At 58.4% G+C, this 23,282-nt stretch carries 20 protein-coding genes; 15 read left to right on the top strand and 5 right to left on the bottom strand.

Translation table 11 applies throughout. The features are described 5' to 3' along the window. Positions 1-80: 80 nt before the first annotated feature. The 6 genes from fdrA (at position 81) to KGP25_RS18700 (ending at position 7,796) form a co-directional block, all read left to right on the top strand. Positions 81-1,622, top strand: coding sequence for an acyl-CoA synthetase FdrA (fdrA, locus tag KGP25_RS18725; protein WP_223539471.1), 1,542 nt, complete (start codon positions 81-83; stop codon positions 1,620-1,622). Further along, positions 1,622-3,037: a DUF1116 domain-containing protein gene (locus KGP25_RS18720; RefSeq protein WP_048226633.1), complete on the top strand. Its 1,416-nt coding sequence runs from the start codon at positions 1,622-1,624 to the stop codon at positions 3,035-3,037. Before fdrA ends, KGP25_RS18720 begins: the two co-directional genes overlap by 1 nt. Positions 3,038-3,048: 11 nt before the next feature. Beyond that, positions 3,049-4,602 carry a hypothetical protein gene (locus tag KGP25_RS18715; RefSeq protein ID WP_048226635.1) on the top strand — a complete coding sequence of 518 codons (1,554 nt, stop codon included), beginning with the start codon at positions 3,049-3,051 and terminating at the stop codon, positions 4,600-4,602. Continuing rightward, positions 4,599-5,555, top strand: coding sequence for a carbamate kinase family protein (locus KGP25_RS18710; RefSeq protein ID WP_223539470.1), 957 nt, complete (start codon positions 4,599-4,601; stop codon positions 5,553-5,555). The genes KGP25_RS18715 and KGP25_RS18710 overlap by 4 nt, the downstream gene beginning before the upstream one ends. 1 nt (position 5,556) lies before the next feature. Further along, positions 5,557-6,936 (top strand): amidohydrolase family protein, encoded by a 1,380-nt coding sequence (locus KGP25_RS18705; protein ID WP_223539469.1) that lies wholly within the window; start codon positions 5,557-5,559, stop codon positions 6,934-6,936. 125 nt (positions 6,937-7,061) lie between these two features. Then, positions 7,062-7,796, top strand: coding sequence for a class I SAM-dependent methyltransferase (locus tag KGP25_RS18700; RefSeq protein WP_069720366.1), 735 nt, complete (start codon positions 7,062-7,064; stop codon positions 7,794-7,796). Here the strand turns inward: KGP25_RS18700 and KGP25_RS18695 are convergent. Beyond that, positions 7,790-8,392 carry a short chain dehydrogenase gene (locus KGP25_RS18695; RefSeq protein WP_223539468.1) on the bottom strand — a complete coding sequence of 201 codons (603 nt, stop codon included), beginning with the start codon at positions 8,390-8,392 and terminating at the stop codon, positions 7,790-7,792. The two genes, KGP25_RS18700 and KGP25_RS18695, sit on opposite strands and share 7 nt — an antisense overlap. A 97-nt stretch (positions 8,393-8,489) precedes the next feature. Here KGP25_RS18695 and KGP25_RS18690 point away from each other — a divergent pair, with 97 nt between their 5' ends. From KGP25_RS18690 to KGP25_RS18655, 8 genes are all read left to right on the top strand, one after another. After that, positions 8,490-9,377, top strand: a complete 888-nt coding sequence (locus KGP25_RS18690) for a LysR family transcriptional regulator (protein WP_048029264.1) — start codon at positions 8,490-8,492, stop codon at positions 9,375-9,377. 20 nt (positions 9,378-9,397) lie between these two features. Further along, positions 9,398-10,579: a PLP-dependent aminotransferase family protein gene (locus KGP25_RS18685; RefSeq protein WP_223539467.1), complete on the top strand. Its 1,182-nt coding sequence runs from the start codon at positions 9,398-9,400 to the stop codon at positions 10,577-10,579. Positions 10,580-10,963: 384 nt separating this feature from the next. Continuing rightward, positions 10,964-11,587 (top strand): LuxR C-terminal-related transcriptional regulator, encoded by a 624-nt coding sequence (locus KGP25_RS18680; protein ID WP_063622322.1) that lies wholly within the window; start codon positions 10,964-10,966, stop codon positions 11,585-11,587. 99 nt (positions 11,588-11,686) lie between these two features. Continuing rightward, positions 11,687-12,232: a fimbrial protein gene (locus tag KGP25_RS18675; RefSeq protein WP_045909280.1), complete on the top strand. Its 546-nt coding sequence runs from the start codon at positions 11,687-11,689 to the stop codon at positions 12,230-12,232. 35 nt (positions 12,233-12,267) lie between these two features. Next, entirely contained in the window at positions 12,268-12,930 is a 663-nt protein-coding gene (locus KGP25_RS18670; RefSeq protein WP_348984747.1) for a molecular chaperone, read from the top strand. Positions 12,931-12,974: 44 nt separating this feature from the next. Continuing rightward, positions 12,975-15,503 carry a fimbria/pilus outer membrane usher protein gene (locus KGP25_RS18665; protein ID WP_223539466.1) on the top strand — a complete coding sequence of 843 codons (2,529 nt, stop codon included), beginning with the start codon at positions 12,975-12,977 and terminating at the stop codon, positions 15,501-15,503. 11 nt (positions 15,504-15,514) lie between these two features. Next, entirely contained in the window at positions 15,515-16,549 is a 1,035-nt protein-coding gene (locus KGP25_RS18660) for a fimbrial protein (RefSeq protein WP_223539465.1), read from the top strand. A gap of 84 nt (positions 16,550-16,633) precedes the next feature. Then, complete coding sequence (locus tag KGP25_RS18655) at positions 16,634-17,152, top strand: DUF6622 family protein (protein WP_048029268.1); 519 nt, start codon at positions 16,634-16,636, stop codon at positions 17,150-17,152. Between the two features lie 2 nt (positions 17,153-17,154). On the opposite strand, the gene KGP25_RS18650 is transcribed toward KGP25_RS18655, so the two are convergent. Then, on the bottom strand, positions 17,155-17,574 hold the full coding sequence (locus KGP25_RS18650; RefSeq protein ID WP_223539464.1) for a nuclear transport factor 2 family protein: 420 nt from the start codon (positions 17,572-17,574) through the stop codon (positions 17,155-17,157). A gap of 97 nt (positions 17,575-17,671) precedes the next feature. Here KGP25_RS18650 and KGP25_RS18645 point away from each other — a divergent pair, with 97 nt between their 5' ends. Further along, positions 17,672-18,409, top strand: a complete 738-nt coding sequence (locus KGP25_RS18645) for a helix-turn-helix transcriptional regulator (protein ID WP_048226659.1) — start codon at positions 17,672-17,674, stop codon at positions 18,407-18,409. 48 nt (positions 18,410-18,457) lie between these two features. Here the strand turns inward: KGP25_RS18645 and KGP25_RS18640 are convergent, their stop codons facing one another. From KGP25_RS18640 to KGP25_RS18630, 3 genes are read right to left on the bottom strand one after another with little or no spacing between them, the layout of a single operon-like run. Then, the gene (locus tag KGP25_RS18640; protein ID WP_086374946.1) at positions 18,458-19,627 is read right to left on the bottom strand and encodes an HlyD family efflux transporter periplasmic adaptor subunit; all 1,170 of its coding nucleotides are present in this window, start codon (positions 19,625-19,627) and stop codon (positions 18,458-18,460) included. A gap of 10 nt (positions 19,628-19,637) precedes the next feature. After that, positions 19,638-21,836: a type I secretion system permease/ATPase gene (locus KGP25_RS18635; RefSeq protein ID WP_063622316.1), complete on the bottom strand. Its 2,199-nt coding sequence runs from the start codon at positions 21,834-21,836 to the stop codon at positions 19,638-19,640. Then, positions 21,833-23,236 carry a TolC family outer membrane protein gene (locus KGP25_RS18630; protein ID WP_223539463.1) on the bottom strand — a complete coding sequence of 468 codons (1,404 nt, stop codon included), beginning with the start codon at positions 23,234-23,236 and terminating at the stop codon, positions 21,833-21,835. The genes KGP25_RS18635 and KGP25_RS18630 overlap by 4 nt, the downstream gene beginning before the upstream one ends. Between the last annotated feature and the right edge of the window lie 46 nt (positions 23,237-23,282).

Below are 23,282 nucleotides of genomic sequence, written 5' to 3'. Positions count from 1 at the left end.
GCTAATTAAATAAAGCATTTTTTACCGACGTGCATTGTGCACGACGGCGGCCCCCTTTTATCCGCGAACAGGTGCAAATAATGCCAACGAAAATCGTGATTAAAAAGAACACCTATTTTGACTCCGTGTCATTAATGTCCGTTTCCACTAAAGCCAATAAATTGCCGGGCGTTGAACAGGCCTTTGTCGCCATGGCAACGGAAATGAATAAGGGCGTATTAAAAAACCTCGGGCTGTTAACGCCGGAATTAAATGAGGCGAAAAACGGCGACCTGATGATCGTCATTAAAGGCGACGCGGCGAATGGTGAAACGCTGGCCGCTATTGAAGCGCTGTTCACGCGTAAAGAGAGCGCGGGCTCCCATGAAGCGCGCTACGCGACGATTGCCAGCGCTAAAACCCATCGCCCGGAGAGCAACCTTGCGGTGATCTCCGTCAATGGCACCTTCGCCGCCCGCGAGGCGCGTCAGGCGCTGGAAAACGATCTCAACGTGATGCTCTTCTCCGATAACGTCTCGCTCGAGGACGAGCTGGCGCTGAAGCAGCTGGCGCACCAGAAAGGACTGCTGATGATGGGGCCGGACTGCGGCACCGCCATCATCAACGGCGCGGGACTGTGCTTCGCCAACGCGGTGCGTCGCGGACCGATTGGCATCGTCGGCGCATCCGGCACCGGCAGCCAGGAGCTGAGCGTGCGCATTCACGAGTTTGGCGGCGGCGTGTCGCAGCTGATTGGCACCGGCGGGCGCGATCTTAGCGAGAAGATCGGCGGCCTGATGATGCTGGACGCCATCGACATGCTGGAAGCCGACGAGGGCACCCAGGTTATCGCGCTGATCTCCAAACCAGCGGCTCCTGCCGTGGCAGAAAAGGTGCTGGCCCGCGCCAGAGCCTGCCGCAAGCCGGTGGTTGTTTGCTTCCTCGGGCGCAATGAACCGCCCGCCGATGAGGACAGACTGCAGTTCGCGCGCGGCACCAAAGAGGCGGCGCTGAAGGCCGTTCTGCTCACTGGCATCAAAAAAGAGTCCCTTGATCTGCACCCGCTCAACTGGCCATTGATTGAAGAGGTGCGCGCCCGCCTGACCCCGCAGCAGAAGTACATTCGCGGCCTGTTCTGCGGCGGCACCCTGTGCGACGAGGCGATGTTTGCCGCGCTGGAGAAGTTCGACGACGTGTACAGCAATATCCAGCCGGATCCCGCTAAACGCCTGCCGGACGTCAGCGTCAGTAAAGCCCACACCTTCCTCGACTTTGGCGACGATGACTTCACCAACGGCAAGCCGCATCCGATGATCGACCCGACCAACCGCATCAGCCGCCTGCTGCAGGAGGCGCGGGATCCGGAAGTGGGCGTCATCGTGATGGACTTTGTGCTGGGCTTCGGCGCGCACGAGGATCCGGTGGGGGTGATGATCGAGGCGATCAAAGAGGCGCAGGCCATCGCGAAGGCCGATAACCGTCCGCTTGAGATCCTCGGATACGTGCTCGGCACCGATCAGGATCCGCAGTCACTGGCGCAGCAGTGCCAGATGCTGACCGACGCAGGCGTCATCTGGGCCAGCAGCAGCACCAACACCGGATTACTGGCACGCGAATTTGTCTGCAAAGGGGAGAACGCATAATGACCACCTTATTTAACCAGCCGCTGAACGTCATTAACGTGGGTATCGCGATGTTCAGCGACGATCTTAAAAAGCAGCACGTTCCCGTGACCCAGCTCGACTGGACGCCGCCGGGGCAGGGCAATATGCAGGTGGTTGAAGCGCTGGATCAGCTGGCGGAAAAACCGCTGGCGGAGAAGATCGCCGCCGCCAACCAAATCGCGCTTGAGCGCATTATCCAGTCCCATCCGGTGCTGGTGGGCTATGACCAGGCGATTAACGTTGTGCCGGGGATGACCCGCACCACCATTCTGCACGCTGGTCCCCCAGTCTCCTGGGAAAACATGTGTGGCGCGATGAAAGGCGCGGTCACCGGTGCGCTGGTGTTTGAAGGACTGGCGAAAGATCTGGACGACGCGGCACGGCTTGCCGCCTCAGGGGAGATCACCTTCTCGCCGTGCCACGAGCATGACTGCGTGGGCTCCATGGCGGGCGTCACCTCCGCGTCGATGTTTATGCACATTGTTGAGAACAAAACCTACGGCAACCGCGCCTTCACCAACCTCAGCGAGCAGATGGCGAAGATCCTGCGCATGGGGGCCAACGACCAGAGCGTCATCGATCGCCTGAACTGGATGCGCGACGTGCTCGGCCCGATGCTGCGCGACGCGATGAAGATTATCGGCGAAATCGACCTGCGCCTGATGCTGGCCCAGGCGCTGCACATGGGGGATGAGTGCCACAACCGCAACAATGCGGGCACCACGCTGCTGATCCAGGCGCTGACCCCGGGGCTGATCCAGGCGGGCTATCCGGTTGAGCAGCAGCGCGAGGTATTTGAGTTTGTCGCCAGCAGCGACTACTTCTCCGGCCCGACGTGGATGGCGATGTGTAAAGCCGCCCTGGACGCCGCCCACGGCATTGAATACAGCACCGTGGTTACCACCATGGCGCGTAACGGCTACGAGTTCGGCCTGCGCATTTCCGGCCTGCCGGGCCAGTGGTTCACCGGCCCGGCGCAGCAGGTGATCGGCCCGATGTTCGCGGGCTATAAGCCGGAAGACTCCGGGCTGGATATCGGCGACAGCGCGATCACCGAAACCTACGGCATCGGCGGCTTTGCGATGGCGACGGCCCCGGCGATCGTCGCTCTGGTGGGCGGCACGGTGGAGGAAGCTATCGACTTCTCCCGCCAGATGCGTGAAATCACCCTCGGCGAAAACCCGAACGTCACCATTCCCCTGCTCTCGTTTATGGGGATCCCGACCGCCATCGACATCACCAGAGTCGCCGGCAGCGGCATTCTGCCGGTGATTAACACCGCCATTGCCCACAAAGACGCGGGCATCGGCATGATAGGGGCGGGCATCGTTCACCCACCGTTTAGCTGTTTTGAAAAGGCGCTGTTGACCTTCCGCGATCGCTACTTTTTATAAGGCATGCATCCATGAAAAACATGAAACTGGAGTGGAAAAGAGGTGACTGGGCGGCGTATTTCGGGTTGATGACCAACAACCTGACCAATTTGCTGACCATGATGGGGTTGCTCATTTTTGTCGTCGGCATCCCGAAGGAGATTGTTTATGGACGCATTGCGCCAGCCTTCGGGCTGGCGGTGCTGACCGCGAGTATTTGCTACGCCTGGTTTGGCATGCAGATGGCACGCGCCACCGGGCGCACGGACGTCACCGCGCTGCCGTCCGGCCCCAGCGCGCCGTCTATTTTTACCGTAACCTTCCTGGTGCTGATGCCGGTCTATCAGCAGACCGGTGATGCGGAGTTCGCTATCCAGATTGGCCTGGTGTGGTGCTTCGTGGAGGCGATGATCCTGGCGGGTGGCTCGTTTTTAGGGGAAACCATCCGCAAGATGATCCCGCGTACCGTGCTGCTGTCGTGCCTGTCCGGTTTGGGTCTGCTGCTGCTGGCGATGAACCCGATGCTGCAGGCGTTCGAGGCGCCGACCGTGTCGTTTATCGTGCTGCTGCTGATTTTCATCAACTGGTTCGGTAAAAAGCCGATCTTTGCCCGCATCCCAACCGGATTGCTGCTGCTGATTGCCGGCACGGCCCTGGCGTGGATCTCCGGCCTGCAGAGCCCGGAGGCGATTAAAGCTTCCATGTCATCCTTCGGCTTTAACCCGCCGCAGGTGCACGTGGAAGGTTTCCTGCAGGGGCTGCCGCACGCGCTGCCGTATCTCGCCTCTGCCGTACCGCTGGGTCTGGCGAACTACATCTTTGACCTGGAGAACATCGAAAGCGCCCACGCGGCGGGGGATGAATACCCGACGCGTAAAGTCATGCTGGCGAACGGTCTGGCCTCCATGCTCGGCTGCCTGATGGGGAACCCGTTCCCGGTGACGGTTTACGTCGGCCACCCTGGCTGGAAAGCGATGGGCGCGAGCATCGGCTACACGCTGGCCTCCGGCGTGACCATGTTCATCGTGCCGCTGTTCGGTCTGGGGGCGTTTATGCTCGCCATCATTCCGATGACTGCCATCGTGCCGATTCTGGTGTTTATCGGCGTGGTCACCGCCAACCAGGTGGTGAGGGAAACGCCGAAGGTGGAAGTGCCCGTGATCTTCATATGCCTGTTCCCGTGGATCGCCAACTGGGCGCTGACCATGATGAACAGCGTGATGGGCGCGGCGGGCACGAATGCCGCCAAAATCGGCACCGACGTGCTGCACAGCAAAGGGATCTACTACGAGGGATTAGTCCATCTGGGGAACGGGGCACCGCTCGCCAGCATGCTGTGGGGCTGTATCGCCATTTTCGCCATCATCAACAAACCGCTGCGCGGTGCTGTTGCCGCTGCGGGCGGGGCGCTGCTGGCGCTGTTCGGGGTGATCCACGCTCCGGTCGTGGGCTTTGCCGAAGGCAGTTCGCTGATGTTCGTCACCGCGTATCTGATGATGGGCGGCATGTTTGTGGTGAAGCATGTGCTGGATAGTCGTGAAGCGGCGAGCGCTGAGCCGGGTACTGTTGCGAAGGAGCACGTATGAAAGAGCTTATGGTCGTCGCCATTGGCGGCAACAGCATTATCAAAGACAACGCCAGCCAGTCGGTTGAACATCAGGCGCAGGCGGTTAAAGCGGTGGCAGAGTCCGTGCTCGAAATGCTGGCCTCCGACTATGACATCGTGCTTACCCACGGCAACGGCCCTCAGGTGGGGCTGGATCTGCGCCGGGCTGAAATTGCCCACGAGCGGGAGGGGCTTCCCCTCACGCCGTTGGCAAACTGCGTGGCGGACACCCAGGGCGGCATCGGCTACCTGATCCAGCAGGCGCTGAACAACCGCCTGGCCGCGCGCGGGGAGCAAAAAGCAGTTACGGTCGTCACGCAGGTGGAAGTGGATAAAAACGATCCCGGTTTTACGCACCCGACGAAACCGATCGGCGCGTTCTTCAGCGAGGCGCAGCGCGACGAGCTGCAGCGCACACACCCGGACTGGCACTTTGTTGAGGATTCGGGCCGGGGATATCGTCGCGTGGTGGCCTCTCCGCAGCCGCTGCGCATTGTCGAGGCCGATGCGATCAAGACCCTGACGCAAAAAGGCTTTGTGGTGATTGGCGCGGGCGGCGGCGGTATTCCCGTGGTGCGCTCGGCGCAGGGCGATTACCAGAGCGTTGATGCGGTGATAGATAAAGATCTCTCCACCGCGCTACTGGCGCGCGAGATCCGCGCCGACGTGCTGGTGATTACCACCGGCGTGGAGAAGGTGTGCGTCAACTTCGGCAAGCCAAACCAGCAGGCGCTGGACACCGTCAACGTAGCGGAGATGACGCGCTACAGGGAAGAAGGTCATTTCCCGGCGGGCAGCATGCTGCCCAAAATCGTCGCCTCGCTGGAATTTTTACACCACGGCGGCAAGCGGGTGATCATCACCTCGCCAGACTGCCTGCCCGCCGCGCTGCGCGGGGAAACCGGTACCCATATTGTGAATGAAGGAAGATGAGATGAGTGAAAACAAAAGCCGCCGTGAATTTATCAGCCAGAGCGGCAAAATGGTGACCGCCTGCGCGCTGTTTGGTGCGACCGGATCCGTCGCGTATGCTGCTGACTCCGCAAAGCCACTCTGCGAGACCGGTAAATCTATGAATATCACCGCGAAACATTACTATCTGGACAACGTGCTGCTCGAAGCCGGGTTTAACTTCCACGGCGGCGTGGCGACGAGCACCCGTACCGAGCTGAAAACGCTGGAGATCAAGGACGGGAAGATCGTCGCCCTGCACGACAACAAGCGCCACGCCGACGCCACGCTGCCGCACTACGATGCGGGCAACAAGCTGATGCTCCCGGCAATGCGCGACATGCACATCCACCTGGATAAAACCTTCTACGGCGGCCCGTGGCGATCGCTCAACCGCCCGGCGGGCACCACGATTCAGGATATGATCCGCCTGGAACAAAAGCTGTTGCCTGAGCTGCAGCCCTACACCCAGGAGCGTGCGGAAAAGCTGATCGACCTGATCCAGTCGAAAGGCTCCACCATCGCCCGCAGCCACTGCAATATTGAGCCGGTTTCCGGCCTGAAAAACCTGGAAAATTTGCAGGCGGTCCTGGCGCGCCGCAAACCTGGTTTTGACTGCGAAATCGTCGCCTTCCCGCAGCACGGGCTGCTGCTGTCGAATTCTGAAAAGCTGATGCGCGAGGCGATGCAGGCCGGGGCGCACTACGTGGGCGGGCTGGATCCAACCAACGTCGACGGCGCGATGGAGAAATCTCTCGATCTGATGTTTCAGATTGCGCTGGACTACGACAAAGGGGTGGACATTCACCTGCACGAAACCAGCCCTGCGGGCGTGGCGGCGGTGAACTACATGGTCGAAACCGTGGAGAAAACGCCGGCTCTGAAGGGGAAACTCACCATCAGCCACGCCTTCGCGCTAGCGACGCTCAACGAACAGCAAGTGGATGAGATCGCCACCCGCATGGCGGCGCAGCAGGTGACCATCGCTTCGACCGTGCCGATTGGCACCCTGCATATGCCGCTGAAGCAGCTGCGGGACAAGGGCGTGTTTGTGATGACCGGCACCGACAGCGTGATCGACCACTGGTCGCCGTACGGTCTGGGGGACATGCTGGAGAAAGCCAATCTTTACGCCCAGCTCTACATCCGCCCGAACGAGCAGACGCTCTCCCGCGCGCTGGGGATTGCGACCGGCGACGTGCTGCCGCTTAACGACAAAGGGGAGCGCGTGTGGCCGAAAGTGCAGGATGACGCCAGCTTTGTGCTGGTGGACGCCTCCTGTTCCGCCGAAGCCGTGGCGCGCATTTCCCCGCGTACCGCAACGTTCCATAAAGGAAATCTGGTCTGGGGTACGGTGGGCTAATGGGGGGCCGGGTGGCGCTGCGCTTACCCGGCCTACGGTTCGGAGATTTTGTAGGTCGGGTAAGGCGCAGCCGCCACCCGACAATGCAGTATACTGCTGTGCACATTCTTAAAGAGGGATCTGCCATGGCACAAAACATCTACGACAACCCGGCGTTTTTTGAAGGCTACGCCCAGCTTCCGCGTTCGGTGCAGGGGCTGGACGGCGCGCCGGAGTGGCCCGCGCTGAAAAGCCTGCTGCCCGATTTAACCGGTAAATCGGTTGTCGATCTCGGCTGCGGCTACGGCTGGTTCTGCCGCGCCGCGCGCGAGCTGGGTGCTGCTCACGTCACGGGGATCGATATCTCAGAAAAGATGCTCGCCCGCGCAGCGGAGCTTACCGCGGATCCACTGATTCACTATCAGCGTAGCGATCTGGACTCTCTCAGCCTAGACGAAAACAGCGTCGATCTGGTCTACAGCTCGCTGGCGCTGCACTATCTGCCGGAACTGGACACGGTATTTGCCGAGGCTCAGCGCGCGCTTAAGCCCGGCGGCAGCCTGGTCTTTTCGATGGAACACCCGATTTACACCTGCGCCTCGCGTCAGGGCTGGCTGACCGACGATAACGGCGAGCGGTTCTGGGGCGTGAATCATTATCAGGACGAAGGCCAGCGTGTCAGCAACTGGCTGGCAGACGGGGTGATCAAATACCACCGCACGCTGGGCACCACGCTTAACGCGCTGATCAAGGCCGGATTAACGATAAGCAACGTCAACGAGTGGGGACCAACGCAGGCGCAGATTGACGCCTGGCCCGCGCTGGCCGAGGAGGCGGAGCGCCCGATGCTGGTGCTGATCGCCGCCCGCAAGGATCAGTAGCCGACCTTGTATACGCGCCCGGTCTGCACGCCTTCCACGCTGCGACGATAGGCTTGCGCCACCGTGGCGGCAGGCACGCTTTCGAAGCCCGGGAAGAAGCCATCGTACGTGTCGACCGATTCGGTGAGCACCGTCGGGCTGATCAGGTTGATGCGGATCCCGCGCGGCAGTTCGCAGGCTGCGGCGCGAACAAACCCTTCCAGCGCGGCATTCACCGTGGTGGCGTTCACGCCCTGCGCAATCGGCTCGTGTGCCACGACCTCGCTTATCAACGTAATCGAGCCGCCTTCATTCAAGTAGTGCTGGCCGATCAGCGCCAGGCGCACCTGCCCCAGCAGCTTATCCTGCAGTCCCTGGTTAAAGTCGCTGTCTTTCATGGTCGCGAGCGGGCCGAAGTAGAGGCCACCGCTGGCGGACACAATCGCATCCACCTGGCCGATTTTCTCGAACAGCGCCTGAACGCTTGACTGCGAGGTGATATCCACCTGTTCGTCGCCCTGCGTGCGACCGACGCGGATGACCTCGTGGCGACGACTCAGCTCTTCCGTTACCGCACGACCGACCGTACCGCTGGCACCAATAATGACGATTTTCATAGCCGACTCCTTATGTTGTGAGCCTTCATTCTTTAATAAATTAAAATGCGGATAAACTGGGCTAAAGTTAGAAGATTGCTAACAAGAGGTTTGGAATATGGATAAGCTTCGCAGTATGGAGACGTTTATTGCCGTGGTGGAAAGCGGCAGCTTCACCGGTGCGGCGGCGCGGCTGGAGATGTCGGCGGTAATGGTGGGGAAGTACGTTGCGCTGCTGGAATCCCAGCTTGGCACCCGCCTGCTGGAGCGTAATACGCGCCGCCAGAGCCTGACGGATGCCGGACGCGTCTATTTCGACGAGGCGAAGCGGGTGCTGGAGCAGGTCGTGATTGCCGAAAGCGCGGTTGAACGGCTGCGCGCCGCGCCGTCTGGCACCCTGCGCGTCACGGCGCCCACGTCGTTTGGCGGCTGCGTGATCGCCCCGCTGACGGCAACCTTTTTACAGCGCTACCCGGAGGTACGCATTGAGCTGGATCTCACCAACCGGATGGTCGATCTGGTGGAGGAGGGCGTCGATCTGGCCATTCGCATTGGTGACGTTCGCAACGACGATCTGGTGGCGAAATACCTGTGCCCCTACAACATGGTGATCTGCGCCGCACCGGACTATTTAGCGCGACACGGCACGCCGCAAACGCCTGACGATCTGGTGGATCATCTCTGTCTTTCGCACACGGTGTGGACGGCACGCAACGAGTGGCGGCTGCCAGGCGTGGAAGGGGAGGTGCGCTGGAAGCGGGATGCCGTATTACGGTGCAACGACGGCTACGGCTTACGCATGGCGGCGCGAGCCGGGGCGGGGCTATTGCTGCAACCGGAAGTGCTGGTGGCGGAAGAGCTGGCAAGCGGCAGACTGGTGCGGGTAATGGAACCGTTCACGCCCGCGCCGAGGCCTGTGCATCTACTGTGGCGCCAGGATTTGCGGCCGCTGCCTAAGCTGACGGAATTTATCGCCCATATTCTGCTAAGATTGAGCACACTATAAAAACAGAAGGTAAGCAAAGAATGTCCGTGAGTAAACTCGCCAGCAGCGCGCAGGGCCTGCAATCATCTGCCATCCGTGAATTATTAAAACATAGCAAAATGGCGGGCGTGATCTCGCTGGGGGGCGGTATTCCAAACCCTGACCTGTTCGATCGCGAAGGGCTGAAAATCGCTGCTGATGCCGTATTATCTCAGCATTTTGGCGAGGCGTTTCAGTATGGCCTGACCGAAGGCGTACCGGGACTGCGGGAAGAAATCCAGCGCATTTGCGAAGGGCGAGGCATTCGCTGTAAGGCGGATGACGTGGTCGTAACCTCCGGTTCACAGCAGTCCCTCGACGTGCTGGCGCGCGCGTTAATTAACCCGGGCGATATTGTTGTCGTCGAGCGTCCAACCTATCTCGCCGCCCTGCAGGTATTCGGCCTGGCGCAGGCGAATTTTGAATCCGTTGGCACCGACGGCGACGGTATGAAGGTGGACGAACTTGAGGCCCTGGTGGCCAAAAAAGCCATCAAAGCGGTCTATATCGTTCCAACGTTTGGTAACCCCGGCGGCGTCACGCTTTCCGAAGCGCGCCGTAAGCAACTGGTGGAACTCTCGAAGCGCTATGACTTCGTGATCATTGAAGACGATCCGTACAGCGAAATTAACTATACCGATGAAGTCTTCCGTCCGTTAATTGCCCATGCCAAAGATATCGGCAATGAAGAGAACGTGGTGTATACCTCAACCTTCTCTAAAATCCTCGCGCCGGGCACGCGCGTAGGCTGGGTGATGGTGCCGGAATGGCTGAAGCGCGCGGTGGTGAACCTGAAGCAAACCACCGATCTGCACACCAGCACGCTGTCGCAGCTGATGACGTATGAGTACCTGAAGACCGGCCGTCTGGCCGATCAGATTAAAACGATCCGCGAAGCCTATCGTCAGAAATACCAGACGTTCGCCACGGAACTGGAAGCCGAGCTGGGCGACGTGATGTCGTTCCACAAGCCGAAGGGCGGCATGTTCCTGTGGGCGAAAATGAACAACGGCATGAACACCACCCGCTGGCTGGAAAAAACGTTAAGTAACGGCGTGGTATTTGTGCCGGGCGAATTTTTCTACTGCAATGAGCCGGACCCAGCGACGCTGCGCATGTCGTTTGTCACGCCAACGGATGAAGAGCTAAAAGAGGCCGTTCGACGCCTGAAAGCCTCTTTATAACAGAATGGTGGGGTATGATTCTGGACGTTATTTAAGCGGTGAAGCTGAAAATGCAGATCAGGAACTTCACGTTAACTTGCGCAGGATCATACCCGGGCCATGTTTTTGGATTGTATTCGAAAAGTAATACCAAAATTAACATTATCTAACTCATTAATTATTAATGCTTTTCTTCCAAGAAAAGCATTTTTTGTATTATCCTTTTTCGGATTGCTCTTACACTTGTTGCCCATATTCTTATTTGCATCTCATTCATTTTGATCTGAATAATGTCTCATGGAATAAGCGCAGTCGTTGGATGATTTTTTAGCGTTCGCTCAGGGTTAAATCACTTCACAGGCTCTATTCCCGGAATGTTATACATGGATCAGTATAAGGTTACGGATGATGATTATTTGTGTATCTGATAATGTCTGGTTCAGAATTGGGTTGAGTGAAATCATACAAAATTGCCAGAGAGATAAGCAGGAACTGAAGTTTTTAGCATTTGAAAAAGCCAGCGTAACGCTGAGCACGATGGTAATGAGATCACCGGTCACGATAATCATTGACTATTATATTGCTGACCACGGTTTACTGTTGTTACTGTTAAAGATGAAGCGCCAGAATGTTTTTGACAATATACTTATTATTACGACTAATGCGCGAATTGTGGAAGTGACTGAAAATATTTTGCTGGACTCGGTTGCGGATATCTTAATTGATAACAGCGAATCATTTGATAAACTCAGCACTTTTATGGTCAAAGATAAGGCTGGCCAGATTATTTCAAAATCCGTGACCAATAAAACCTGGGCGATGATTAAGAAAAATTCAAATCTCACCCACCGGGAATTAGACCTGATGCCATTTTTTATTACAGGGAAAGGTAATAAAGAGATCTCCCGGCAGGTCGATATTAGTGAGAAAATGGTCAGTATTCACCGGCGTAATATTTATTCCAAACTCCAGGTTGAGAGTCTTACCGGGCTTTATCATTACCTGACAACGGATATAAAGGTTACATAACGTTCGCCGGGAAATGAAGCGTTTTATGCGGGTGTAGTATTCAGGCAGAAACGATGCACTGTTATTCATAATATGTTGTATAAACAGAAGGAGCTGTATATGAAATTGAAATCTCTTTGCGCGGCGATGGTTGCCCTGGGGCTTTTTACCTCTTTTGCCCATGCGGCAGACGGTAAGTTAAAATTTGTAGGGCAAATTGGCTCATCATCCTGCAAGCTCTCCGGGGAAAGCACTGCCGAAATTACGGTTCCGATGGGAACTATACCGATGGAAACCTTAAAACAAGATGCCAACGGTCCGGAGGTGGGCTTTGCCATTAACCTGACTGGCTGTCAGCCGGGCACCTATTATCTGGTTCTTGACGGCGTCAGCCCGTCCGGTCAGCCGAACGTGCTGGACCTGGATAACGCGACCGCCAGCACCACGGCAAAAGGGGTGGGGATTCAAATTAAAGATATCTCCGACCAGAACATTACCTTATCCAAAACCCTTGATAAATCCGATGCCAGCATCACCATTGCTGAAGGCGACACCTCGGGCAGCGGGACGTTCTTCCTGAAAGCAAACTATTACGCCTATAACAAAGATGCGGTCACCACCGGGGAAGCAAACGCAACGGCCACCTTCACCATTGTTCAACAATAACAGGAGCAGGCCTTCGGGCCTGCTTTTAAGGTGGTATGATGAAGTCACTTATTATTGCGCTATTCGCGCTGTACTCCGCATCGGCTATTTCAGCAATTCAGATTGAAAGTTCACGGGTGATTTATTCCGGTGAGAATAAATCGGCTTCGTTAACGCTGCATAACGCGTCGCAAAAAAATTATATTATCCAGACCTGGCTGGACGAAGATTCAGACAAACCCGGAAAAGAGATGGTGGTGACGCCGCCAATTATGAAGGTGAAACCCGATCAATCCGCCGTGTTACGTTTTATCTATTCCGGTAAAGGATTACCGACCGACAGAGAAAGTGTTTACTGGATTAACGTTCAGGAAATACCGCCCCGGGCCAGCGAGCCTAATGTGATGCAGCTGGCGATTCGAACGCGCCTTAAGCTTTTTTATCGCCCGGTTGGGATGAAGGCAAAACTGGACGAGCAGATAGGTCAGTTAACGCTGAGGAAAAGCAGTGAGGCATTGGTCGTCAGCAATCCCGGGCCTCTGCATATTAGCCTGAGTCAGTTAATGATTAAAACCCCGCAGGGAAAAGAACAAAAAATAACGGCCCCGATGATCGCTCCCTTTGGCAGCGAAACGATTTCTTTTCCCAAAGGCTCGCGGGTGGTTGGCTTAACGTACATTAACGATTACGGCGGCGTTGCCGACGTGAAAATGCACTAAGCCCACGGTTGCAGATTATTAAATAATGTCATGGATGAATCATTATGCAACGAACATGGATCCCCCTGTGCGCGCTTACCTCTTTACTGGTTTCCGGCAGCGAATGTCTGGCGCAAAGTGAATATAACACCGCATTTTTTCATGGGACGGGCGAGCAATCGTTCATTAATTTGATCGACCCTGATTCCGGCATTATTCCCGGAACCTATTCCCTCGATGTTTACGTTAACCGAAAGCTCGTTGAACAGCGTGACGTTGAGATCGTCCGCGATAAGCCCGACAGCGCGCTGTACCCGTGCATTAGCGCCGATCGGCTGCGCGCGTGGTCCGTCGCACTTCCCGCTGACGATGACGAGTCGTGCTATCCCCTCGAGCGCCGGATTGCGGGTGCGTCCATGAACGTTACGATGACCGAGCACCGGCTGGATATTCAGGTTCCCCAGCTCAATATGCTGACACAACCGCGTGGAACGGTACCCGCCACGCGTTACGACGAGGGCATCAATGCCGCTTTTGTGAACTACAACCTGGCGGCGAACACCATCAGAAGCGACGGGCAAAACAGCCAGTACGCCTACCTTTACCTGAATAACGGCATCAATATAGGGGCGTGGCGCTTGCGCCAGATGGCGAACCTGACAAAGCGGGATGAGGAAACGGGCCACTGGAAAAATGTCTCGTCGTGGGCTGAAAGGGCACTTCCGTCAATCAGGAGTCGTCTGCTGCTGGGACAAGGGAGTACCGGAACAACCCTCTACGACAGTATTCCGTTTCGCGGGGTGCAGCTGGCCTCGGAGCCCATGATGCGTGCAGACAGCCAGTCGCGCTATGCCCCTGTCGTCAGAGGCGTGGCGGAAAGCAATGCCCGCGTGGAGGTTCGACAGAATAAGTATCTGATCTACTCTACCAACGTGCCGCCGGGACCGTTCGCGTTTGATGACATTGTGCCGGTCAGTCAGAGCGGGGATCTGTTTGTCACCATCATTGAAACCGACGGACGGAAAACCAATCTGGTGATCCCCTATACCGTGCTCCCGGGACTGGTTCGCAAGGGGCAGTGGAACTATGAAATCACGGCCGCAAAATATCATGACGGTGCCGACGGCTATGCCCCTGCGTTTGTTGAAAGCCAGCTCGCCAGAGGGATGAGCGATACGGTGACCCTGTCGGGAGGTCTGCTTTCGGCGGAACACTACCGCAGCGCGGCGATGGGCGTGGGCAAAAACATGGGGCATTTTGGCGCGGTGTCCGTCGATCTGGCGTTATCCGACACGCGGCTGGCGCGGGGCGACGATGAGCAAGGGGGGAGCGCTCGCTTCCTGTACGCGAAATCCTTTCTCGATTCCCGCACCGATTTCCAGGTGGCGGGCTATCGTTACTCCTCGTCCGGTTATTACGATTTCCAGGAGTCGGTTCAGGAACGTCGCCGCTGGGATAATGGCCGATATAAAACCTATTACTGGGATGACGCCGATCAGGATAACCCTGACTGGGTCGCGTCAAAGCCTGAAATCCATTACGACAGCCGCTACGCAACCAAAAAAGCGCGGCTGGATATCTCAATGAGCCAGCAGATAGGTGAGATCAGCCAGCTTTATCTCACCTTCAGCAAGCAAAGCTACTGGCAGGATGCCGGTTCTGATACCACGGTTCAGTCTGGCTTTACCTCACGGCTGGGCAATGTGACCTGGAGTCTGTACTACCAGAATACGCGCAACCACTACATTGCACATGACAGCAGCATTAACCTGCGCCTGTCCCTGCCGCTCAGCTTTGGCAGCCACCCGGCGACGGCGACGACAGACCTTCACGCCGATCGTGCCGGAAACGTGTCCTCCTCCGCGGGGCTGAGTGGCTCCCTGCTTGAGGATAACCGCCTTAGCTATGCCATGCAGGTGCAGCAAAACGATGCCGAGGGGACGGCGGGCGATCTGAGCATGGGCTACAAGGGGGGCGCCGGAAATCTGTGGCTGGGCTATTCCAGAGCGGAAGATGTGCAGCAAAGCAGCATGAACCTCAGCGGCGGCATTCTTGCTCACGCTGGCGGCGTGACGCTGTCCCAGCCACCGGGCAGTACCTTTACCCTGATTGAGGCTCAGGATGCGCAAGGGGTGAGGGTAGAGAATCAGGCCGGAGTGCGGATCGACGCTGCGGGCTATGCCGTTGCCCCGCATGCGATTCCTTATCGCAACAATACCTGGTCGTTAAACACCCAGGACTTCCCGGAGGGGCTGGACGTGCCTGTTGCCACCCAGAATAACGTCCCTACCCGCGGCGCGATTACGCGCGTGACGTTTGAAACATATCGGGGCGACAGCGTGCTGATTCACAGCAAACGACCCGACAACAGCGTGCCGCCGGTTGGCGCGCAGGCCTACAGCCGGGGCGAGCGTAACAACGGCATTGTCGGGCCTGACGGGGATATTTTTGTTTCAGGCGTGCTGCCGGGCGAAGCGATCGCCATTCGCTGGGGGGAGGGGGATGACGAACAGTGTCGCATCCAGCTTCCGGATGAGGAATGGCGTGAACAGGATACCGCGGGCTATCGCGAGGTCAGCGCAATTTGTCGATAAAGGAGAGGACAATGCAATTTCAGGGACGACATATGCTGTACGCCGCGGTGATTTTTTGCTTCGGCCTGTTTTCTTCCACCGTTATGGCGCTGACCTGTAAAGCCCAGGGCTCGGTGAGCCAGTACGTTGCCATTAACAGCATCATCAAAGCGTCGATCGGTGACTTCGGCACCAACACCAAAATATGGGTATCGTCACCGATCACGGCGACGTTTACCTGCTCTGACACGGACGCCTATCCAAACGGCGAGAGCGCCTATTTATGGCTCGATCCGAAAGATGCGGTGAAAAACGTGCACAACTCTCTGGAGATTGGCATCACCTTCAGGAACGTCGATTACAAGCTGAAGAAGGGCGATAAAATAGAGATTGGTCCCGGTACCGTGTGCCGTCCTAACGGCAACAAAGGCTGTCTCTCCCCGGCGGCCCCGCAGACGTTCACGCTCACCTATCAGGTTTACATCAAAACCACCGGCCTTCCGGCGGCCACCAATGGCAAAGTGATGGGGGACGTCAGCCTGTCGCTCTTCCAGGTAGATGGCGTCGGCGGTCTGCGAGGCGGCACGGTGACTCAGGACGGTAACTTTAACCTGACCATTACCGGGCTGGATAAAATCACCTTTCTGGCCTGCACGCCAAAAGTGCTGCTGGTACCCGATACCCTCGACTTTGGCGTCATCAACGGCAGCTGGGCGACGCCCGGTAAGATTGAAAAAACAAAACCCTTTACGCTACAGGTCGATTTGACGCGTGAAGCCAGCGGTAAAACCTGCACGGGGGAGACGTTGCTGATGACGTTAAGCTCGACGAATACGGTCAAAGACGGAGCAATCATCATGCCCGCGGCAGACAGCGGCTTTGGCTTTATCATTTCCGCCAGCAGCCTGATGGAGCCGCGCATTACGCTGAACACGCCGCAGGAGATAGGAACGATCGGCGGAGACCGGCTCACGCAAGATTATTACGCAGGGTTTATATGGACGACCACGACGCCGAAGCTTGGGGATTACAGTGCGACAGCCACCTTTACCGTGACGTTCAAGTAACAAAAGTGGGGATTGCGTGCGGGCTATTTTGCGTAATACTTATCCCGCGCGATAACGGCCGCGTGACGCCCACGGTAAACAGCTATGTTCGAACAACTGACTGGTATTCTGACGCACACCCCCATCTGGGTCTGGGTGCTGTTTGTGTTTCTGGTTTCTCGTGGGCTCCGGGCCCGCCGGCCCGCCACGGTCACGCTGGAAAAACTGGCGATAATTCCGGCCATTTTTCTGCTATGGGATATTTACGATCTGGTGATGTACCGCTCTCTCAGCGTCGCGACGCTGTCGATGTGGCTTGCGGGCATTCTGGCTGGCGCTGCGCTGGGTTACGCATTGATTCGCCCGACGGCGGTGACTCGTGCCGCCGCGCCGCGCACCCTTTGCCGCCAGGCTGACTACACCGCGCTGCCGTTTATGATGCTGGCGTTCGCGGTGAAATACGTGCTGGGGGTAATGAGCGCCATCGCGCCGCAGACGCTGCAGCAGCCCGCCATCAGCGCCCTTGCGATTGTCTCCGGCGGGCTGTTTGCCGGGGTGTTTATCGGCAAGTTTACGCGGTATGTTGAGGTGTTTAGCCGTACCGCGCCGCGCCCGGCGGAGTGACGTTATTCTGTCGCGTGTGCCAGGGTGCGATCTGAAGCATCGCCGCTGAGGGCTCGCGTGACTTCATGGATCCGCCAGATTTTCCCTTCACGCAGCGCGGCAAACAGGTAAACCTCTATCTCTGCCTGACGACCATCAGGATAGGTGACCGTCACGATATGCCGGTCAGCCAGAAGTTCGTCATGACAGGTTATCTCCGCCACGCTAAAGGCGATCGCGCGGATCTGCGAGCGAACGTGGTTCAGGTGCTGAATAAAACCCCGGTAGTCAAGAGCGTGACCGTCCGTAAACTGCTGGTAATCGGGCGTAAATACCTCTGCCGGGTCGATATCGCCGCTGAATAAGCGGGTTAACAGGCACGCCATTTTTTCGCGCTGCGCGGCGTTATCAGGCTGGGCTACCAGGAACGTGATAATGCTCATATGGGCTCCTTATGTGGTTGAGTCCCCATTATCCTTGACAGCCGAAGACGTAGTTTCTGTAATAGGTCGATAAATAACGATTTTCGGTCAAAATGAGATGGTCAGTTTTGAAACGCTCCGTCATCCCGGCGGGTATCGAACACCGTGGCACAGTCATCGCACCGGCCAGCTGTGGCGTATTGCAACGGGTCTGCTGGTCATTGAGACGCAGCAGGCGCGCTCGGTCGTACCGGCAAAACACATCGGCTGGATCCCGCCAGGTCAGCAGCATGCCGCCTTTTCAGAAAGCGCAATAGAAGGCTGCGCCATCTATCTTGACCCCGCCTGCTGTGCAGGGCTTCCCGATGCGCCCGCGCTGTTCGAGCCCGACGATCTCACTCATGCACTGTTTTCCCGTTTATGTGGTGCAGAGAACGAGTACGATCCGCGAAAGCTGACTTTGCTGCTGGATGAGCTTGCCCTGACGCCCCAGGTTCACTTTTCTCTGCCCGTGCCGACGGATCCGCGTCTGAAGAACGTGGTCAGCCATTTGCTGCAGTTTGTCGATGATAACCAGACGGTCGAGAGTCATGCTATTCATGCTGGGATGAGCGTGCGTACGTTCAATCGTCGGTTTAGTGCCCAGACCGGAATGAACTTTGTTAACTGGCGGCAGCTGGCGCGCGTCATGCAGGCAATGGAGTGGCTGGCGGCGGGGAAGCCGGTAGGGTGGATTGCGCTGTCCTGCGGCTACAGCAGCGTCAGCGCATTTATTGAGGTTTTCAGAGCATGGACCGGTAAAACACCGGGGCAGTGGGCGATGTTGCGGTCTGATGCCCTCCCCACGTCCCGCTGAGCTTTACAATGTAGGCCGGGTAAGGCGAAGCCGCCACCCGGCGATTGACTACCGCTCCCTCAGCGCCTCTTTCGCCCGGTTAAACGGCTTGATCAGATAATCCAGCACCGTTTTCTCGCCGGTCTTAATGTCCACCGTGGCAATCATCCCCGGCACAATCGAGAAATGCCTGCCTGCCTTATTGACCAGGTAATCCTGGCTGGTGCGGATAAATACCCGGTAGTAAAACACCTCCGGCTTGGCCTCATCCTGAATAGTGTCCGGCGAAATCGTCTCCACGACCCCGTGCAGCCCGCCGTAAATGGCGTAATCGTAGGCGGTGATCTTCACCAGCGCCTCCTGATTCGGGTGGATAAAGGCGATATCACGCGGCGACAGGCGGGTTTCAATCAGCAGATGATCGTCAACCGGCACAATCTCCATCAGCTCGCCGTTGGGCGGGATCACGCCGCCGATGGTGGTGACCTTGATGTTTTTGACGATCCCGCGCACCGGGGATTTTACCGTCAGACGGGTGACGGAATCCTGACGGCCCTTGAGGATCGCCGAAACCATATCCACTTCCGCGTTGGCCTTGGAGAGCGCCTCGCGGGCCTGGACGTAATACTGCGAACGCACGTCGGTGAGCTTCAGTTCCAGATCGCTTTTCTGCCGCTGCAGGCGCAGCACCTCCACGTGGCTGGCGGCCCCGGTCTTCACCAGCCGCTGAGTAATGGCCAGCTCTTTATTCGCCAGATCTAACGCGGCGCGAAGCTCCCGCTGGGTATCCTCCAGCTGCGCGCGGCGCGAGTTGTACAGCCGCGTTTCGTCGGCAATCAGATCCGGCCATTTCGCCAGCGAAGGAGGGAACTTCAGCGGCAGATCGTTCACCTCGGCATACAGGCGGGCGCTGGAGGCCAGAGAGGCGCGGTAGCGCGCCGCGCTTTCGCCGACGTTTGATTCGGAACGGGTAGGGTCAAGCCGCGCCAGCACCTGTCCGGCCTGCACCTGATCGCCCTCGTGGACGTTCAGCTCGGTGAGGATCCCCCCGTCCAGCGACTGTAAAACCTGCTCGCGCGAGCTGGGGATCACTTTCCCCGATCCGGTTGACACCTCATCCAGCACGCCAAACCACGCCCAGACGCCCAGCACCACAAACATCAGTAGCGAGAAGATCACGATCCGACGCGCGCCGGTGTAGCCGCTTTCGGAGTCGAGGGCATTATCCAGATCGTCCATTGCCGCCACGTCACGCTGACTGATTTTCATTTTTCCACTCCCGTCCGGTTGCTGCCTGCTGCTGTTGCTGCTGCATACGGCTGTTGCTCAGCGCCTGGGCTTTTGGCGCGTCCATCACCAGCATCCCATCTTTCAACACGACCACGCGCTCCACCAGCTCCAGCACCGGTACGCGATGGGTGGCGACGATCAGGGTGCGGTGCCCGAGCCAGTCGCCCAGCCGCTGGATAAATTCCCGCTCGGTGTGCTCGTCCAGCGAGGCGGTGGGTTCATCCATCAGCACGATATTCGGATCGCGCAGCAGCATCCGCGCCAGCAGAATCGACTGACGCTGCCCGCCGGAGAGCCCCACGCCGTTTTCCATGATCGGGTAGTCCAGCCCCTTGGGCAGCTTCTGCACGAAACTTGCCGCGCCGGTCAGTTCCAGCGCCTCAAAGATCTCTTCGTCGGTGGCGCGCGGCATGCCGAGGGTGATGTTCTCGCGCAGGGTGCCGTAAAACAGCCGCGCGTTCTGGGTCATAAAGCCGACGTTGCGCCGCACGTCCGCCACGTCGAGATGCGGCAGGCTGAAGCCGTCGAGCCGCAGCTCGCCCGCCGCCAGATCCATCCCGCCCGCCATCGCCTGCAGCAGGGTCGATTTGCCCGCGCCGTTGCGCCCGAGGATCGCCACTTTCTCACCCGGCCCGATCTCCAGGCGGTTAATGCGCAGCGCCATGCGCGGATCGTCCGGCTGATAGCGGAACTGCGCCTGCTCAAAGAGGTAGTGACCGCGCAGCACGTCCTGGCGGATCGGCGTCTCCTCGCGCTGGTTTTCGGTTGGGAGCTGCATGATGCTGTCCAGCCCCTCTTTTGCCGCTTTGACCTGCTGCCAGCGGGCCAGCACGCCGCACAGCGTCGCCATCGGGGCGATCATGCGGGAGGCCAGCATCGAGGCGGCGACCACCGAGCCGGTGGTCAGGGTGCCGTCGATCACCATCGGCGCGCCGACCACAATCACGGCGGCGTAAACCAGGCTCTGGATGGTCATCCCCCAGCTGATCAGGTTCTGCGTCAGCTCGCGGGTGCGCAGGCCGGATTCGGCGGTGATCTGGATATAGCTGTTCCACTGCTGCAAAAAGCGGTTTTCCGCCTGCATCAGCTTGATGTCCTCCAGCCCCTGAACGCTCTCCACCAGCACCGCATTGCGCAGGGTTGATTCATGGGCCGACTGCTTTGCCAGCTCCGCCAGCTTTTTCTGCAGCAGCAGGCCGGGCAGAACCATAATCACCGCCGCGACCGGGGCGATCCACGCCAGCTGTGGGGCGATGATCGCCAGCACCACCACGAACAGTAAAAAGAAGGGCAGGTCGACAATCGTCGAGATAGTGGACGAGGTGACCATCTCGCGGATCTGCTCCAGCTCGCGCAGCTGTGAGATAAAGCTGCCGGTGGAGCGGGGAATCGCGCTGTTGCGCAGCCGCAGCGCGTGGCCGAAGACGCGATCCGAGACGCGCATATCCGAGCGCTTGCCGAGCAGATCCATAATGTGGCCGCGCGCCACGCGCAGTACGAAGCCAAACAGGGTGGCGATCAGCACCCCAATGGTCAGGACGTACAGCGTCGGGTAGGACTGGGCGGGGATCACCCGGTCATAGACCTGCATGGAAAAGACGATCCCGGAAAGCGACAGCACGTTGATAAACAGCGCGGCCAGCATCACCCAACTGTAGGGGCGGAGATCGCGCATCACCAGCCGGTAGAGCCAGTCCGGACGGTATTTTGAGATATAGGCATCCACGCGGCTGTCCTTCAGCGCGGCGAGTGGCCGCAGGGCAATGACGTGGCGGATGGCGGGCAGCATGGCCGTCATCGACAGCCGGTTAGTGTAGGTCTGGTCGTCGAAGAAGCTGACTTCCAGCGTGTCGTCGCCGTCGAAGTGCTCGATCGCACCGACCCGGCCGTCATTCAGCGCCACCACCACCGGCAGACGCCAGCTGTTGATTGATTGCTGGTCAGCGGTGAGCAGTTGAAACGACAGCCCCGCCTCACGCGCCAGTTGGGTGAGGGCGGGCACCATCGGTTTGCCTTTCAGCCACGGTGCGCCTGCGATCAGCGCGCCGGGCGAGCAGGCGACGCGGTAGCGCGTGGCGATAAAGCCAAAGGCCTGCGCCCACTGCGCCAGCGCCTCATCCGTCATGTTTTCACCTTGCGGGATATCACGCTGCTTCATGGCTGGATCTCCACGGTCTGGATGGTGCGGTTATCAAGGTCGAACGCATGACGCAATTGCCCGGTGTTATACAGGCAGTTGAGCTGCAGCTGGTGCAACTGACCGAGGGTCTGCTGCTGGGTGAAGCGCGCCTGATAAACCTCCTGTTCGGCGTTGAGCACGTCGAGCAGCGGGCGCGAGCCGAGGTCAAGATACTGCTGCTGGTACAGTTCGCGGGTGCGGGCGCTGAGCGCCTCCTGGCGGCCCTGAATTTGCAGCGTGCTTTGCAGGCTCATCACCTGACTGCGGGCTTCCAGCAGTTTCTGGCGGACATCCAGGCGTGTGCGCTGAATGGTGGACTGTGCCGCTTCCACCGCGTGTCCGGCGGCGTTACGCCGGGCGGTGAGGCCGCCGCCCTGATAGAGCGGCATCTGTACTTTCACCCATGCGGAATACTGGGTGCGATCCCGCGTGTCGCTGCCCGCGTAGCGATCGTTCATGTAGTGGCGCACCTCCGGCTCCAGCGAGACGGTTGGCGTCATCTGCGCGTCGGCGTAGTCGAGGTTAGCCTGGGCGACGTTAGCCTGCGCCCAGGCGGCGAGCACCGCAGGGACCAGGCGGTCATCCGGCTCGGCGACATCGCAGCTGCGGGCCAGCTTTTGCGGAAAGTCGTTGCTGATCGCGTTCAGGCTGTTCCAGCCGAGAAAGCTCATCAGCGTCGCGCGGGCGCTCTCCAGGCTGGCCTGGTACTGCATCAGCTGGGCGCGCGCGCCTTCGATACGGGCATCGGTCTGCACCACGTCAGAGAGCGACGTGGCGCCCTCGTCGTTACGCTGGCGAGTTAGCGTGCCGATGGAGGAGAGGGCCTCAAGCTGCTCTTTGGCGGTGTCGACCATCTGCTGCCAGGTCTGCACCTGTACCATGGCGACGGCGGTATCGTGGGCGATGGTGTCGATACTCACCAGCACGTTGGCCTGCTGCTGCGCAACGCCAGCGCTCTCGGCGCGCACCTGGCTGGCCACTTTGCCGAAGTCATAGAGCATTTGAGAGAGAGAAAGCACCAGCGATGGCGTAAAGCCGTTCTGGTCGCCGTCGTGGGAATACCCGTTGTCCACGCCGGCATTAATCTGCGGATAGTATTTTGACTTCTCGACGTCCACCTCTTCGCTCTGCTGGTAGAGTTTGCCCACGGCTTCGCTGATGGCCGGGTGCCACGTGACGGCACGGTTAACGGCTTCGCCAAGCTGTAATGAACCGGGTGCGGCGTTGCCAGCCACCGGGGCCACGCGGCCGTTGAGTGAGGGGAGTTCCTGCGTTTCGCGAAGCTGTCCGGTATTGATGGTTGCCGCCGGATTTGCGCAGAAAGCGGGCACAGATATCAGGCAGCACGAGAGCCACCAGTAAGGCATCTTCATTCCCATGTCATGTCCCTAATAAAAATGTACAGCTTTATTATTAATGCCCGGG

Origin of the sequence: Enterobacter sp. JBIWA003 (assembly GCF_019968825.1) — a bacterium.
Lineage (GTDB): Bacteria > Pseudomonadota > Gammaproteobacteria > Enterobacterales > Enterobacteriaceae > Enterobacter > Enterobacter quasiroggenkampii.
The sequence above is the reverse complement of the archived record's forward strand: the minus strand, read 5'-3'. Positions and strand labels throughout refer to the sequence as shown.